Origin of the sequence: Winogradskyella rapida, from assembly GCF_042675845.1 — a bacterium.
GTDB lineage: Bacteria > Bacteroidota > Bacteroidia > Flavobacteriales > Flavobacteriaceae > Winogradskyella > Winogradskyella rapida.
The window spans coordinates 598009-613643 of the sequence record NZ_JBHTKM010000063.1 but is presented as its reverse complement, the minus strand read 5'-3'; the positions used below and the strand labels follow the sequence as shown (position 1 = coordinate 613643).

Here is a 15635-nt window from a genome sequence, read left to right as displayed (position 1 = left end):
GCTTATAATTTTCTACTAATGGTTAAGCCATCTCTTATAGGTAAGACTACGGTTTCTACTCGAGGATCTGATTTTAAGAGCGTGTTATAGTCTAAAATAGCCTGGGTAGAGATGTCTTTTTTACCTACAGGTTCTACCACTTTTCCGTGCCATAATACATTGTCCGATAAAATGATTCCACCAGGATTTAGTTTGTCAATAATTAAGTGAAAATAATTACTGTAATTCGGTTTGTCAGCATCAATAAATACCAAGTCGAATGTTTCTTCTAGGGTCGGAATAATATCGATAGCACTTCCGGTATGCTGAATAATTTGTGAACCGTATGCAGAGCGATCGAAGTATTTACGTTGAAAATCGACCAATTCTTCATTCACATCAATAGTGTGTAAGGTTCCTGAAGATGGTAAACCTTCTGCTAAGCATAAGGTAGCATAGCCTGTAAAGGTGCCCAATTCTAAAATACGTTCTGGCCTTATGAGTTTAGACACCATGCTTAAGACACGTCCTTGATAAGGGCCGCTAAGCATAATGGGTTGTAATATTTTTTGATACGTTTCTCGTGTAAGTTGCTGCAATAATGCAGGCTCTTGCTCCGAGTGTGCAACGACGTACTGATCTAAGGCTTCAGGTAAAAAATACATGGCATGGATTTTAATAAACAGATGAGGTATGTGGATTAATTAATCCAAAACGCAAAGTTAATAAACGGTTGAGATAACTTTAGGACATAATACGAGAAAGTAGCTTTTCTTTTGCTGCTTCATCATCACCGCAAAGCCATTGAATCACGTTATCTTCCCAAATTGCATCACGCTGAGTTTCGGTTACAATATTGCGCTCCATAGCCAAATCGATAATTTTACCAGGATAAGATGATTGTTGTTCACTTTCCATTTCACCTAGTGGGTAAGGGTCATCTAAGCCCATAATAACTTGTTTAGAGCCTTGGTTTTTCAAAAGTAACTCCAATCCTCCTGTATCGTGAACCAAAGTGTCAAAGAATATGTTTTTGTGTCCTACAGCTTTTCTAGGATGACTTTTACCTTCAAATAAATCTGGACGTCCGTCAAATCCTTGAATACGTCTCCCTAAGTTTATTTGCGCTAATTGTCCACCATGCGCAAAACAAGTTCTCATATTAGGGTATTTGTCTTGATAGCCGTTTAAGGTTAAGAAATGATAAGCATCAGCACATTGGGCTAACATCCATATAAGGTGGAATCGCCATGAGGTATTTTCAAGCTTAATAAATTTTTCTCCGTCATAAGGATGAATTTCAACAGCGAGATTATACTTATTGGCCAATTCAAAAATAGGTTCATTTTCCTCATCGAAAATACAGCGCCAAGTACCTATGGTATCCATATAATGGGTAGGCAAACAAAGCAATTGCATACCATGTTCTTCTACGCAACGTTCAATTTCCCAACAAGCACCTCGTACAAAGCCGGGATGTACCACAAATCCGCAGGTGAATTTACTCGGGTTCTCACGTTGAATTTTCGCATTAAAATCATTTTGAAAACGTAGGGCTTGCTTCATTTCTTCTACACGAAGACCGTTGCCGTAAAGCTGTGAGAGGTTTAAAACCACGGCATGATCTATGTTAAAACGTTCCATCCAAGCCAATTTCTCATTTAAAAAGAAACTAGAATCGGTTATTGGGCGGTTCCAATCTTTCTGAAGCATAAACTTACGATCTTTATCGACCCAAAAGATTTCTTTCTCTTTCATAAACTGAGGGATTTCCTCTGGATAGGGAAGAAGGTGGGAGTGACCGTTTATTCTAAGTTTTCGTCTTTCTTTCATAAGTTATACTAAGCTGAAATTGCGTGTCTCGTTTAATAGGGTTGATTGCTCTTTAAAGGTAAGCCTTAGGTGTTAAGGAATAAAATCTAAGTGTTATTCTAGGGTTACCTTTTGTGGTGGCTCCATGACTTCGCCGCAATTAGGGCAGCTTCGTTTTGATTTGTCATTGTAATAATGATCAAAAATGACAGGCATGTCGGTTTCTATATTTTTAACCGTAAAATCTTCTTCATAAAGCTTGGTGGTACAGTTTTCGCAAAACCATAATAAGGCATCTTTTACACCTTCTTCTCTTGGGTATTCAATAACAAGTCCTACTGTATTCGCCCCGCGTTGTGGCGAATGTGGTACCTTAGGTGGTAAGAGAAAAATTTCACCTTCTTTAATATGAATATCTTTAGGGAGGCCGTCTTCAATAATTTTTAAGACAATATCGCCTTCAATTTGATGAAAAAATTCAGGCGTCTCATTATAATGGTAGTCTTTTCTATTATTAGGGCCACCTACCACCATAACTATAAAATCACCATCCTTCCAAACCACTTTATTCCCCACAGGTGGTTTTAACAAATGACGGTTCTCTTCAATCCATGCTTTGAAATTAATAGGAGGATATATTTTACTCATGGTTTTATAGTTTTATTCCTGTTGAAAGGAAATGTATTAAAGGGTTTAAGCTTGTTTAGTTTACAGTTTAATTAAATGTCCAAGCGGTATAAAGTTACAAAGATTTTGTTCTTCCGCCATCAACAGGAAGGTTAATTCCATTGATATACGCGGCACGTTCGCTGGCTAAAAAGGTAATAGCATCGGCAAGTTCTTCAGGTTTAGCAAATCGTTTTGCGGGGACGGTGCTTTTCATAGCTTGGGCCGATTCTTCTTCTGTTTTCCCCGTTTTGTGAGCTTTGTTTTTGATGATTTCAGCTAATCGGTCTGTGCCTGTAGCTCCCGGTAACACATTGTTAACCGTAATACCAAATTGCCCTAATTCATTGGCTAATGTTTTACTCCAACTGGCTACCGCTCCTCTGATGGTATTGCTTACACCTAAACCGTCTAAAGGTTGTTTAACGGAGGTGGAAATAACATTGATAATTCTGCCGTAACTTTCTTGTTTCATAAACGGAACAAGGGCTTGCGCTAACACATGGTTACATTTTAAATGTTGCGTAAAAGCCGATTCAAATTCCTCGACTTCAGCCGAAAAAATAGGTCCACCAGCTGGTCCACCTGTATTATTCACCAAAATATGAAAGCCGTGATGGTGGAATACATATTCTGAAACTTTCGTTTTTAAGTCTTCAGGATTTGAAAAATCAGCCACAATATAATCGTGTGTTTGAGATTGAGGTAATTCTGAAAGTACCGTTTTTAATTTGTCTTCGTTTCTAGCAACAAGAGTGACTTGAACACCTTCGGCGGCTAAGGCCATTGCTGTTGCTTTTCCTATTCCTGCGGTGCTTCCGCATACTAGTGCGTATTTGTTGTTTAGTTGTAGATTCATAATATTTTGTCTGGTCGAGCGCAGTCGAGACCTGCTTAGTTTTCGGGATTATAATTTGAATGTGATGAATTTCTGCATTCAGATAGACTTTGTAACAAATCATAATCGCCTTTAGCTAAAGCATATTTTTTCTTTGCGCTCCATTTTTTTATTTTCTTTTCAAAGAATATTGCTTGTTCAATATCGTTAAATTCTTGATGAAATATTAATTTTAAAGGTCTTCTTTTATATGTGAAACAATTTTTGTTTAATCCTTTTTGATGTTCTCCAAAACGTCTTGAAATATCATTTGTTACCCCCGTATAAGTGAGGTTGTCTGAGCATTGTAATATGTAAACATAATAGGTTTTCATAAGCGACCTCTCGACTGCGCTCGAGGTGACATTTAACTAATATTTTATACAAACATTCTTAGCTTCCGTAAAAAAGCGCAAGGCTTCAAAACCACCTTCACGTCCTACACCTGAAGCTTTTACACCTCCAAATGGCGTTCTTAAGTCGCGCATCATCCACGTATTTACCCAAACAATGCCTGCTTGAAGTTGGTTACTTAATGTCAGGGTACGTTTTAAATTGTTGGTCCATAAGGTGGCTGAAAGTCCGTATTTAACTTTATTGGCCATTTCTAAAACGTCTTCTTCGGTGTTGAAAGGCATTAGGGTTACTACAGGTCCAAAAATTTCTTCTTGGTTTACACGGCAATTGTCATTAGGGACTTCAATAACCGTTGGTTCTAAATAATAACCGTTTTCAAAACCTGTTACAGTCACTTCATTGCCTCCACAAAGTACAGTTCCATTTTCTGTTTTCGCAATGTTGATGTATTCTTTTACTTTTTCAAGATGCGGTTTGGACACCAAGGCGCCAATATTAGTGTCTGCTTCGGAAGGATGCCCGACTTTAAGTTGTTTGACTTTCTCGACGAAGTCTTTCTTGAATTTTTCATAAAGTGACGCTTCCACGAAAATGCGACTCCCGCATAAACAGATTTGTCCTTGATTCGCAAATGACGAACGAACTGTGGTGTTCAACATATCCTCGTAATCGCAATCGGCAAAAATGATATTCGGATTTTTTCCACCTAATTCTAAAGATAGCTTTTTGAACATTGGTGCGGCGACTTTGGCAATATGTGCGCCTGTTGCTGTACCTCCTGTAAAGGAAATCGCTTTTATGTCTGGGTGTTCAATAATGGCTTGTCCTGTGCTGGTGCCTAATCCGTGAACGATATTTAAGACGCCTTTTGGTAAACCTGCTTCGTTACAAACTTCGCCTAATAAATACGCCGTCATTGGTGTAACTTCACTAGGTTTGGCGACTACACAATTTCCTGCAGCTAATGCAGGTGCGATTTTCCAGGTGAATAAATAGAGGGGAAGGTTCCAAGGTGAAATACAGCCGACTACACCAATGGGTTGACGCAAGGTATAATTTATGGCGTTTTGACCCACAGACTCATGATTTTCACTGGCGAATTGCGTTATGGCATTCCCAAAAAATCTAAAGTTACTTGCTGCTCGTGGAATATCTACGGCTTTTGCTAAGCTTATAGGTTTGCCGTTGTCTTTACTTTCGGCTTCGGCAAAACGGTCTAAATTCGCTTCTAATAATTCTGAAATTTTAATGAGGATTCTACTGCGTTCTTCTAGCGTCGTTTTACTCCAAGTTGGAAAAGCAGATTTTGCTGCTTTGTATGCTTTTTCAACATCTTCTTTTGTTGAATTAGGGATTTGTCCGTAAATCGCTCCATTAGATGGATTGTAGTTGTCTATCCAGTGGTCTTGAATTGGATTTTGGAAATTGCCGTTGATGTAGTTTTTGATTAATTCCATAATTTAGAATATAGATTTGGACAAATACTCTTCATAGTCTCAGGTTCATCTTCTTTCCATGTAAACTCGAACCGGGGATAATGGCCTTCATTTGTTTTAAAGGTGTCATTATCGATATAATCATAAAGGTCTTTACCAGTTTTTATATTGAAAGCCTCTAAAGCAACATACCAAAAACTTTCAAATTCATAAAAGCCATAAACTTGATGTTCTATTTCGCTTATTAGAGAATCTGGATTTGATTTTGCATTATAAAAAACGTCTTTACCTCTAGAAATAATCCAATTTCGGAAATATTCAAAACCATCATCCGAACAGCCTTGATTCATGATGTAACCAGCACACCACATTTCAGAATTGTAAGTGTCATAAAGTAGTTTGTCTGTTCTTAATCTAAAACCAATAATTTCTTTGAGTGAAAGCTTTGATATTTCTTTGATTAATTTTTGTTCCTGTTCTTCTGGACTTGTAGATTCTTTGATAGATTTATCAACTATTGTCCAAAAAAGGTCTTGGTCTAACATTTCAGAAACTTTATGTAAGTTAGAAGTATCAATCATTTTTATTTCTTTTTTGGTTTCACTTTTTTGCCCTGAACATGCACAGAATGTTAGTATGAAAAATATTAGACTAATAAATTTCAGTTTACGATTTCTTATACGCCACTACCTTTATCTCAACCACCAAATCTGGATGTGGTAACTGATGTACCGCAACGGTTGTTCTAGTTGGTCCGGTTTCTTTTTCAAAGAATTCTCCGTAGGCTTTATTATAGTCTGCAAAGTCATTCATATTGACTAAAAATGAGGTGACATCTACGACATCTTTTAAGCTTGCACCTACTTTTTGAAGGTTCTTATCGATGTTTTTTAGAACTTCTTGGGTTTGTGTGTAGGCGTTTAGGCGTTTTGTTCCCATCTCGTCAATGATGTCTACACCTGCGATCGTGTTGTCTGCACGTCTAGAACTCGTACCTGAAACGAAAATGAAATCGCCTACTTGTTTGACGTGTGGGTAGGCGCCTCTTGGTGTTACTCCTGTTCCTGTAGAAGCAGGAATCTTATCATTTGTTTTACTCATGTTTTATTTTTTTTATTCTGTTCATTTGCCTTGATGCAAACGAACCAAAAATCACAATCAAAATATAGGAAATTCCTTCGGAACACTCGCTCTCGGAATTTCGTGGTTGAAGCTTCGCTTCGCATCTTCATTCCTTCCCTCATTATTTCTGAATTTTGATGTTCAATTCTCTGAATTGATTTGGGATATTAACTTTTGTTGATTTTTGTTTTCTTCCCGAGTTATATTTTAATCTTTGCTAACAACTAACAACTAACAACTAACAACTAACAGCTAACAACTAATACAATCCCGCAATCCTATCATCTTCTAAAATAGCTTCAGTTCCGGCATTTACTTTGTCTAAAATATCTTTCAAATTGTCTTCTGATGAAATCACTTTATCGGTTAACATATTTAAAATCGCCTTGTCTTGTGCTCTTCCTTGTAACATGGCTTGTCTATACCCTATGTTTTCATTAAAAGTAACCAAACTATATTTTGAAGAATACTGATTAGGAAATTCTTTTTCCAGGGCCATTTCAATTTTTCGTTTTTCTTGAAAAATAGGATTGGCCACATGACCTTTCATTTCGTGGAAATTATCGATGGCTAAATCGGCAATAGCATCGGTATCTTTCTTTCTGTTTTTCTCGTAGGTTTCAAACGTGGCTTCCCAACTGTCTAGATTTTGGTTGAGCACCTTATCAAATTCAACAACATCTTCAAAAGAGGCGTTCATCCCTTGTCCGTAAAAAGGGACAATAGCATGGGCAGAATCCCCCATTAGTAAGGTATTGCCTTTATAATGCCAAGGAGAACATTTTACGGTGCCTAAAGCAGCTGTTGGGTTTTCGAAAAAATCATCAACCAAATTCGGCATAATAGCTAAGGCATCAGGAAATTCTTTTTGGAAGAATGCTGTTACCAATTCTGGTGTGGTTAGATTATTAAAATTGTACTCGCCCTCCGCATAACTTAAAAATAGGGTGACCGTAAAACTGCCATCTAAATTAGGTAATGCAATCAGCATGAAACTGCTTCTTGGCCAGATGTGTAAGGCGTTTTTATAGGTTTTATAGTCGCCAGTTTCTGTAGGTAAAATGCTTAGTTCTTTATAACCATGACTTAAATAATCTTGTGAGAAACTGAATAAGAACTTTTTGCCTAAATAATAGCTTTTTCTGAGGGCCGAGCCAGCACCATCTGTGGCGATAATACAATCGGCATCTTCTACAAATTCGTCTTTAGTATTGTAATCTTGAAATAAAGCGGTGGTGTTTTCAAAATCTACAGACTTACATTTTTTATTGAAATGTATGGTAACGTTTTCATGTTTTTCGGCTTCGGTTAAGAGTAAACTATTCAGCTCCCCTCTAGAAATGGAATTAATGTATTCGTAATCTCTTCCGCTGTAATTGGATAAAAAGGTTTGGCCTTCTTTATCGTGAATCATGCGTCCATTCATCGGAATGCATAATTCCTTTACTTTGTCTTCTAACCCTACAAGTTTCATGGCTTTATTACCGCGATCTGAAAAGGCCAAATTAATAGAGCGTCCCGCAGAAATATCGGTTTTTCTTAAATCTGGGCGCATCTCATAAACGGTAACATGGAATCCTCTTTGTCCTAATCTAAGGGCCAATAAGCTTCCGCAAAGCCCGGCACCAATGATAAGGATGTTCTGTTGGTTATTAAGTTTGTTATTGTTTGCCATGGTAAAATTAAAATGGGTTAGATCTTATCGATTAGGATTAAAGTGTTTTTGATGCCGTATTAGATGGATGTAATTTTTGCTTTATGATCTGAATGTCTTCATAAGACGGTCTAAACTTATTTAGATTAATGATTTCCGTTTGTCCTTTAAGATTCTTAAAACTTAAGTTGTTGTTATTAGAATTAAATTGAATACTTTCAAAACTTTGAAATTCTACATGTTTTATGAGCTCATCTTTTATTAGATAGACAATCCGTTGGTCTGTTATTATAAAATAGTCATGCCCTTTACGCGTAAAAAAAGATAACAGGCCTAAGATATGATATTCAAAAAAACTGATTTCTGATTTCTTTTTAAGGGATAGAAGCCTGTTTTCATTTTAAATAATAGACCAAACTGTTTTCATAACAAGGCTTTTAATTCTTCAACCATATTATACACATCTTCATAAGAATTATACAACGGTGTTGGTGCGCAACGGATCACGTCGGGCTCTCGCCAATCGCTAATAACACCGGCTTCGGTTAATTTGTCGTGTAAAGCTTTATCGGCGTTTAAAACCTGAATAGAGAGTTGGCATCCACGTTCCTCAGGGTTTTCTGGGGTGATAATTCTAATGGTATCTTCACCTAAGTCTTTCAGTAGAAACTCAAAATAACCCGTAAGTTTTTTCGATTTCTTAATTAGTTTTTCAAGGCCAACTTCATTAAAAATATCTAAAGACGCTCTAATGGCTGCCATGGACAAAATTGGTGGATTACTCAATTGCCAACCTTCGGCTCCTGGTAAAACATCAAATTCGTGTCGCATGTTAAAACGTGTATCTTTATTGTGGCTCCACCAACCTGTAAATCGGTTAAGGTCTTTATCATAAGCATGGCGGTCATGAACAAAGCAACCCGATAAACTGCCAGGGCCTGAATTCATGTATTTATAGGTACACCAAACCGCGAAATCGGCTCCTGAGTTATGCAGATCTAAATCGACATTTCCTGCGCCATGAGCACAATCAAAGCCTACTTTACATCCATGTTGATGTCCTAGCGTTGTAATGCGTTTAAAGTCTAAAAATTGACCGGTATAATAATTAACGCCACCCACCATAATGAGGGCAATTTCAGAACCATGTGCTTTGAGAATAGCTTCTAAATCTTCATTACGTAATAATTCTTCTCCTTCTCTAGGTGACCATAGAATTAAACCGTCTTTATCATCGAAACCATGATGTCTTAATTGTGATTCAACCGCATACTTATCTGACGGAAAGGCATCACTTTCAATTAGGATTTTATAGCGTTCTTTAGTTGGTTTATAAAACGACGCCATCATAAAATGCAAGTTGGCCGTTAAGGAGTTCATGGTAACCACCTCAATAGGTTTAGCTCCGACTAATTTAGCGGTAGCTTCGGTTAAAAATTCATGATAAGGTAACCATGGGTTTTTAGCTTCCGTATGGCCTTCAACACCAAGATTTGCCCAATCTTCTAATTCTTGATTGATGTAGGCTTTCGTTGATTTTGGTTGTAAGCCTAAAGAATTTCCGCAGAGGTAAATAAGCGCTTTGCCATCGGCGTCTTTAGGGATGTGAAATTGTTGTTTATATGCAGATAATTCATCTAAGTTGTCTTGTGCTTTTGCATAGTCAAGACCTAATTTATAATCGGACAAAGTTCGTGGGTTTTTCGGTTGTTAACAAAAATAAGATATTTAAATGATATTTTATGAAATTGATAATTTGCTGAAAATTCTTAAGAATATCTCAAAAATAAATAGTTTAAAAGAGTTTTTCTGTTTAGTTTAGTAACTACAATTAATTTCTTATGCTAAAGAGGCTTTGGTCTGCATATCACCAATGGTATATTAAATATAGTCGTTTCTCAAAAGAAGATGGGCAGGATGAGTTGGCTTATTTTAGAAATAAATTATTTGTATCAATATTAATATTAATTCTTCCGCTAGGGGTTATTTCTTATATACCTAGTGCTATTACGGCCTTAATTTTAGACAAGCCTTTTGTCTTTTATGTCGATACCATTGCGATTTCATTAATTGCGTTTTTATTTTTTAATAATAAAATGAGTTTGAATACAAAAAAAGTAGTCTTTGCGGCTAATTTGTTTGTATTGTCCTTTGCTCTGGTGCTTCATACTGGGCTTAAAAGTAGTAGCGGTTTGATACTCTTTATGTTGTGTGTATTGGTAACACTTTTTAGTGGACGAAAATCAGGAGTAAATACGGCCTTAGCCGCAGCTTTAGTTTATTTCCTTATCGCGCTGAGCGTCTATTTTAAAATCTTTGACTTTAAAGTGTTTCAAGATGAACAAATACAGGTCATTATTATTGTATTTGTCAATAATATTCTGTTCATCCTTATGGCGGTTTTTTCAGTTTCATTTTTAGTACAGCATTTGCATAATGCCCTTTTAAAAGAAAATTCTTTACAGGAGGCTTTAGTTATAAAACATGAAAATGTTATTAAAGCTAAAGAAAAGGCAGAGCAGTCCGATCAATTGAAAACGGCCTTTTTGGCTAATATGAGTCATGAAATTAGAACACCCATGTATGGTATTCTTGGTTGTGCGGACCTTTTAAAATCTTACAATACCGATGATGAAGAGTTTAAAGAATACGTAAGTATTATTGAAGGTAATGGGCAAGAGCTCCTAGATGTAATGACGGATATTTTGAATATCTCTAAAATAGAAACTGGCCTAATGACCTTGAGCATTACAAATTTTAATGTTAATGCGGTTATCGATTCTATTTTTACCTCGTTTTTGGCAGAAGCTAAAGCCAAACAGATTAAGTTAACCTTAAATAATTTTATCGCTAATAAGGATCAGATGATTAATTCTGACCAAGGTAAGTTTACGGACGTTTTAAAACATTTAATGGAAAATGCGATAAAATATACCGAAGAAGGCGGTCATATTATTCTTAATTGCAATGTGAACATCGAAACCTCTCAATTAAATTTTATACTTAATGATACCGGAATTGGCGTTCCTAAAGATAAATTAGAATCCATTTTTAATACCTTTTATCAGGTTGATGTTTTAAACAAAGATGCGCTCCATGGTTCTGGTATTGGCTTATCAATTTCTAAAGCTTTTATTGAAATGTTAGGTGGGCAATTAGAATTAGAAAGTCATTACGGAGAAGGTACTTCCTTTTTGTTTGAAATTGATATGGATTTAAAAGAGAAAGCACCTCAATCTGAATAGAATGAAGTGCTTTTTATATATAGACGCCATTTGGCGGAAAATGTAAGCTATACGCTTTTAGTGGTTACTATAGCGTGAAACTTACATTATAGGCCGCAAAAGTAAGCGGTTAATTCTTGTTGTCCAAAGTTATACTGACATCTGTAAAATTAAGATTCCATAAGCCGCCTTCTTGCTTGTGATCTTTAGCAATTTTAATGCCCTCATAATCTTGTAATGTTTCAAAAGTGGTTGATAAGGTTGGTTCCTTGCTATTTCCTTTTCTAAAAGTCCATTCTTTAATGATGTAGTCATTGTTATAATAGATGTCATAGGCATCTCCAGGGGTATATCCGCCCACTTCAGGATAGGTCAGTGTTATCATGTTTAATGGCGTTTTACTTATCGGTGCAGTGGCTGTTTTAGGTTCTGAGAGCTCAGCGGTTGTATCCCACACCAATTGAAATGGTATGAATAACCAAAACTTGTCGTTAATAAAAGCTTGGTCGGCTGCTTTATACGTACTATCGACCTCCTTACGGACATAATCTACAGTGTCTTGTGCTGTTTTTAAAATAACACGGTGTTCCTTAGGGTACCAGGTCCAAGCGCGACCTTTACCTTTTACCGTGTCCTTGTCAACCTGAAAGGTAAATTGAACTTTAGAGACCTTTGGCCAATGTTCAAAACCATGAGCATGAGCAATTTTTTGTGCCGTTGTTAATTCTTGCTTAACTTGTACAGGTTCTGCGGTTTGTTTTTTATCTGACTTGCAGCTCAACAAAAAGCATAAACAAACCATACTGATATAAAATGACTTCATTAAAACGTTGTTTTTTTGATTGTGATATAAAATTAAATAACCATGAGTGATTGGACTAATTATTTTGAAGTTAATAAAGCCACTTGGAATAAAAAGGTGAATATCCATGCGAAGAGTGATTTTTATAATCTTGAAGCCTTTAAAGACGGAGAAAGTTCTTTAAAACCTTATGAGCTCAACGCTTTAGGCGATGTAGAAGGAAAATCCTTATTGCATTTACAATGCCATTTTGGTCAAGATACTTTAAGTTGGAGTCGAATGGGCGCAAAATGTGTTGGAGTGGACCTTAGTGAAACCGGTATTGAATTGGCTAGAAGCTTGAATGCCGAACTTCAGCAAGATGCAAAATTTGTATGTTGTAATGTTTTAGACACTTCAGCACATATTTCCGAGACCTTTGATGTGGTATTTACAAGTTATGGCGTTATAGGTTGGCTGCCCGATTTAAAACCTTGGGCTAAGATGATTTCAGAACGATTAAAACCAGGAGGTACCTTTTACATGGTAGAATTCCACCCTATAGTTTGGATGTTTGAGGAGGTCAATGGCCGTATGGAGATGAACTATCCTTACAGTCAAGAGCAGGTTATTTACGAAGAATATAAAGGGACGTACGCTGATAAAACTTCGGAAATGATAAGTAAAGAATACGGTTGGAACCACAGTTTAAGTTCGGTAGTAAACGCCTTAATTGAAGCAGGCTTAAAAATTGAAAGTTTTAAGGAATATGATGAAACGCCTTATGATATTTTTCCCGATTTAGTACCAAATGCTTCGGGGATGTATAGAGCTAAATCGCCTTTATTTCCGTTTATTTTTGAAATTAAGGCTCGTAAATAACGCGACCTTAGGTTGAAGATAAAAAGCCTACAAGAGTTTGAAACGTTGTAGGCTTTTGGGGTTAATGTTGCGTCTTATCTTTTAGCAATGCTGGAAATTTAGATTTAAATTTCTGTAGTCTCGGAATCGATACCTTTTGTATATAAGGGTTTTCTGGATGCAGACGCTCATAGTTTTGATGATAATCTTCGGCCAGCCAGAATTTCTGGAAAGGATAAACTTCGGCGGCAATAGGAGCATCAAGCTTCTTTGCTAAGCTTGCTTTCTTTTGCTCAATAATTTGTTTCTGTTCTTTATTTTGATAAAATATTATAGAGCGGTATTGCGATCCGTGATCTGGTCCTTGACCATTAACTTGGGTTGGATTTTGAGAGCCAAAATACACATCAACAAGTTCTGAAAAACTAACAAGCTCTGGATCGTAGATAATCTCTACAGTCTCGGCATGTCCTGTTTTTCCGGTGTTACTAGCGGCGTAAGTTGGGTTTTCTGTAAACCCTCCGGCATAGCCAGAAATAGATTCTTCAACACCTTTTACACTTTCATAGACCGCTTCAACACACCAAAAACAACCACTCGCAAAATAGGCTCTTGCCTTTCCGTCTTGGAGGGGAACTTCAACAGGGTCTGCATTGATTACTGCTTGTTGTTTTGGGTTGACTTGGGCTTGGTTATGACAGCTAAAAAGTAAGCTGATGGTTAGAATAGAGAGAAATTTGGTCATCTTTTAAATTTTAAGGCTTAGTCGTGTGAAATTACAAAACCTTAATACAGATATTTATAAAATTACGTTAAGACCTTTAGTTGACCATAGGGTATAAAAAAAGCCTTTGCGTTGGCAAAGGCTTTTTTATATGAAATTGAAAAATTACTTGCTAAGTTTAGCGAATAATTTGTTCATTTTTACTTTTTCTTCTTCTGCTAATTCAGCATCGACTAAGATACGACCACTGTGCTCATCAGTAATAACTTTTTTACGAGATGCAATTTCTACTTGCACTTGTGGAGGAATAGTAAAGAAAGATCCACCAGAAGCACCACGTTCTATCGCTACAACCGCTAAACCATTCTTCACATTATTTCTAATTCTCTGGTAAGCTTTTACTAAACGATCGTCAATTTTCTTTTGATAATCTTCAGACTTTAATTTTAAAGCCTCTTCTTCTTTTTCCGTTTCTTTTAAAATTTCGTTAAGCTCGCCTTTTTTGTGCTTTAAGTGAGCCATACGATCTTTTAAACGGTCTTTAGTGGCAGAAATAACTTCTTTTTTCTGTTCTATCTGAACTTTAAATTCTTTAATGTGCTTTTCAGCCAATTGAATTTCTAATTCTTGAAATTCAACTTCTTTAGTCAATGAGTTATATTCTCTGTTATTTCTAACATTCTTTTGTTGCTCACTGTATTTCTTAATTAAAGTTTTAGCTTCTTCAATTAAGTTTTTCTTTCCTTTGATGTCTTCGTCGATAATCGTTAAGCTATCATTTAGCTTTTCCAATCTTAAGTTAAGTCCTTCAACTTCGTCTTCTAAATCTCTAACTTCTAAAGGAAGCTCACCTCTGACATTTCTTATTTCATCTACTCTAGAGTCAATTAATTGTAAATCATATAGTGCTCTCAATCGCTCTTCAACAGAAACTTCAGCTTTTTTTGCCATAATTATAAATACTTTATCGGATTTGTATTTGTCTTTGATAAAATGATTGCAAAATTAGTGATTTTTTTTGATAGATAGTCTACTAAAAATGATTTTGTGAACTGTTCACTTTCATAATGACCAATATCGGCTAAAATAATCTTGTTTTCGGCACTAAAAAAATCATGATATTTTAAATCTGCGGTAATAAATAGATCGGCTTTAGCAGCCATTGCCGCAGAAATTGCAAAACTACCAGAGCCTCCAAGTACCGCTATGCGTTTTATGGGACGATCTAAAGGGCTTGTATGTCTTATACAGTCGGTTTGCATTTGGTCTTTAATAAACTTTAAACAGGCTTCAGCAGGCATTTCTTGTTCAAGCTCTCCAAGCATTCCAATACCAATATGTTGATTTGAATTTTCTAAGGTTGTAATTTCATAGGCCACTTCTTCATAAGGATGTGCCTCAAAAAGTGTTCGTAAAACGGTACTTTCAAGATGTTTTTTGAAGGTTATGGAGATTGCAGTTTCAGGTTCGGTATGTAATTCGCCTTTTTTGCCAATTATAGGATTCGCATCGGCATTGCCTAAAAACGTGCCTTGGCCTTCCATATTAAAACTACACGATTCATAATGCCCTAGACTTCCTGCACCCGTTTTAAATAAAGCCGTTCTTAGGGCTTCTGCGTCTGCTTTGGGGACGTAGGTCTGTAATTTTTTAATAGTGCCGCTTTGGGGGATTAAAACCTTCTTATTTATCAACCCTAATTGGTTACAGATAATGTCGTTAACGCCCTGAAAAGCATTGTCTAATGCGGTATGTATGGAGAAAATGGCAATGTTATGCTGTATAGCTTTTATAACAACGCGTTCTACGTAGGTTTTTCCCGTAAGTTTTTTTAAACCTTTAAAAATAATAGGGTGGAAGCTTACGATAAGATTGCATTGATTTTCAATGGCTTCATCAACGACGGCTTCAAGGGTATCTAAAGTTACTAAAACTCCTGTGACCTTCTCATTTTTATTCCCCACTAAGAGTCCTACGTTATCAAAATCTTCAGCATAAGCTAATGGGGCTAAGTTGTGCAAGTGATTAATGACGTCTTGTATAATCATAAGTGTATATTTGTTTCAAAAATACTATAATTTAGCTGTTGTGAAATATCAATATTCAAATATCAGTTTAGCCAAGACTCTTGGTTATGGTTCT

Annotated in this window: 16 protein-coding genes; 2 read left to right on the top strand and 14 right to left on the bottom strand. The window is 36.3% G+C overall.

Annotation, left to right across the window (positions count from 1 at the left end; translation table 11 throughout):
* Positions 1-2: 2 nt before the first annotated feature.
* From ACFQ13_RS10145 to kynU, 10 genes are all read right to left on the bottom strand, one after another.
* The gene (locus ACFQ13_RS10145) at positions 3-644 is read right to left on the bottom strand and encodes an O-methyltransferase (RefSeq protein WP_386116939.1); all 642 of its coding nucleotides are present in this window, start codon (positions 642-644) and stop codon (positions 3-5) included.
* A gap of 79 nt (positions 645-723) precedes the next feature.
* Entirely contained in the window at positions 724-1812 is a 1089-nt protein-coding gene (locus ACFQ13_RS10140) for an amidohydrolase family protein (protein WP_386116936.1), read from the bottom strand.
* 93 nt (positions 1813-1905) lie between these two features.
* Positions 1906-2439, bottom strand: a complete 534-nt coding sequence (locus ACFQ13_RS10135; protein WP_386116933.1) for a 3-hydroxyanthranilate 3,4-dioxygenase — start codon at positions 2437-2439, stop codon at positions 1906-1908.
* A gap of 94 nt (positions 2440-2533) precedes the next feature.
* Positions 2534-3316, bottom strand: a complete 783-nt coding sequence (locus ACFQ13_RS10130) for an SDR family oxidoreductase (RefSeq protein WP_386116931.1) — start codon at positions 3314-3316, stop codon at positions 2534-2536.
* 35 nt (positions 3317-3351) lie between these two features.
* The gene (locus ACFQ13_RS10125; protein WP_386116929.1) at positions 3352-3669 is read right to left on the bottom strand and encodes a GIY-YIG nuclease family protein; all 318 of its coding nucleotides are present in this window, start codon (positions 3667-3669) and stop codon (positions 3352-3354) included.
* Between the two features lie 36 nt (positions 3670-3705).
* Complete coding sequence (locus tag ACFQ13_RS10120; RefSeq protein WP_386116927.1) at positions 3706-5148, bottom strand: aldehyde dehydrogenase; 1443 nt, start codon at positions 5146-5148, stop codon at positions 3706-3708.
* Positions 5139-5708 carry a DUF4240 domain-containing protein gene (locus tag ACFQ13_RS10115; protein WP_386116925.1) on the bottom strand — a complete coding sequence of 190 codons (570 nt, stop codon included), beginning with the start codon at positions 5706-5708 and terminating at the stop codon, positions 5139-5141. The genes ACFQ13_RS10120 and ACFQ13_RS10115 overlap by 10 nt, the downstream gene beginning before the upstream one ends.
* 85 nt (positions 5709-5793) lie before the next feature.
* The gene (locus tag ACFQ13_RS10110; protein WP_386116922.1) at positions 5794-6228 is read right to left on the bottom strand and encodes a RidA family protein; all 435 of its coding nucleotides are present in this window, start codon (positions 6226-6228) and stop codon (positions 5794-5796) included.
* A gap of 280 nt (positions 6229-6508) precedes the next feature.
* Positions 6509-7924, bottom strand: a complete 1416-nt coding sequence (locus ACFQ13_RS10105; protein ID WP_386116919.1) for an FAD-dependent oxidoreductase — start codon at positions 7922-7924, stop codon at positions 6509-6511.
* 402 nt (positions 7925-8326) lie between these two features.
* The gene (gene kynU / locus ACFQ13_RS10100; RefSeq protein ID WP_386116917.1) at positions 8327-9592 is read right to left on the bottom strand and encodes a kynureninase; all 1266 of its coding nucleotides are present in this window, start codon (positions 9590-9592) and stop codon (positions 8327-8329) included.
* 152 nt (positions 9593-9744) lie between these two features.
* Between kynU and ACFQ13_RS10095 the strand changes: the two genes are divergently transcribed.
* Positions 9745-11148, top strand: coding sequence for a sensor histidine kinase (locus ACFQ13_RS10095; RefSeq protein WP_386116914.1), 1404 nt, complete (start codon positions 9745-9747; stop codon positions 11146-11148).
* A 109-nt stretch (positions 11149-11257) separates the two neighbouring features.
* On the opposite strand, the gene ACFQ13_RS10090 is transcribed toward ACFQ13_RS10095, so the two are convergent.
* A complete protein-coding gene (locus tag ACFQ13_RS10090) occupies positions 11258-11950 on the bottom strand; it encodes a hypothetical protein (protein ID WP_386116911.1) in 693 nt (230 codons plus the stop codon).
* A gap of 42 nt (positions 11951-11992) precedes the next feature.
* On the opposite strand from ACFQ13_RS10090, the gene ACFQ13_RS10085 reads away from it, so the two are divergent.
* Entirely contained in the window at positions 11993-12790 is a 798-nt protein-coding gene (locus tag ACFQ13_RS10085) for a class I SAM-dependent methyltransferase (protein WP_386116908.1), read from the top strand.
* A 61-nt stretch (positions 12791-12851) separates the two neighbouring features.
* Here ACFQ13_RS10085 and msrA read toward each other — a convergent pair whose 3' ends face one another.
* The 3 genes from msrA to ACFQ13_RS10070 all read right to left on the bottom strand — a co-directional run bounded on the left by msrA (position 12852) and on the right by ACFQ13_RS10070 (position 15541).
* Positions 12852-13514, bottom strand: coding sequence for a peptide-methionine (S)-S-oxide reductase MsrA (gene msrA / locus ACFQ13_RS10080; protein ID WP_386116907.1), 663 nt, complete (start codon positions 13512-13514; stop codon positions 12852-12854).
* A 144-nt stretch (positions 13515-13658) separates the two neighbouring features.
* On the bottom strand, positions 13659-14444 hold the full coding sequence (locus tag ACFQ13_RS10075; protein ID WP_114310575.1) for a zinc ribbon domain-containing protein: 786 nt from the start codon (positions 14442-14444) through the stop codon (positions 13659-13661).
* 2 nt (positions 14445-14446) lie between these two features.
* Positions 14447-15541, bottom strand: a complete 1095-nt coding sequence (locus ACFQ13_RS10070) for a Nif3-like dinuclear metal center hexameric protein (RefSeq protein WP_386116905.1) — start codon at positions 15539-15541, stop codon at positions 14447-14449.
* Positions 15542-15635 lie beyond the last annotated feature (94 nt).